The following is a 343-nucleotide window of genomic DNA, read 5'->3' as shown; positions in this document are numbered from 1 at the left end:
CGGCAAAATAATGGAGCGGAAGACGGGATTCGAACCCGCGACCCCCACCTTGGCAAGGTGGTGTTCTACCACTGAACTACTTCCGCGTATGCGGGTGAAGGGAGTCGAACCCCCACGCCGTAAGGCGCTAGATCCTAAGTCTAGTGCGTCTGCCAATTCCGCCACACCCGCGTATACATGTGAGCCATAGAGGATTCGAACCTCTGACCCTCTGATTAAAAGTCAGATGCTCTACCAACTGAGCTAATGGCTCTTAAATGGTGCCGGCCAGAGGACTTGAACCCCCAACCTACTGATTACAAGTCAGTTGCTCTACCAATTGAGCTAGGCCGGCTATTAAGTT

General features: G+C 52.8%; 4 tRNA genes. All 4 read right to left on the bottom strand.

Annotated features, from left to right (window positions below):
- Positions 1–11 precede the first annotated feature (11 nt).
- Positions 12–86: transfer RNA gene (locus tag CD147_RS11945), tRNA-Gly, on the bottom strand.
- Positions 87–89: 3 nt separating this feature from the next.
- A tRNA-Leu gene (locus CD147_RS11940) sits at positions 90–171 on the bottom strand.
- 9 nt (positions 172–180) lie between these two features.
- Positions 181–253 (bottom strand) — tRNA-Lys (locus CD147_RS11935).
- A 5-nt stretch (positions 254–258) separates the two neighbouring features.
- Positions 259–334 (bottom strand) — tRNA-Thr (locus CD147_RS11930).
- Positions 335–343: the final 9 nt, after the last annotated feature.

The sequence above is a fragment of the Staphylococcus devriesei genome (assembly GCF_002902625.1).
Lineage (GTDB): Bacteria > Bacillota > Bacilli > Staphylococcales > Staphylococcaceae > Staphylococcus > Staphylococcus devriesei.
Note: the sequence above shows the minus strand (reverse complement) of the source record. Positions and strands in the feature narration are given on the sequence as shown.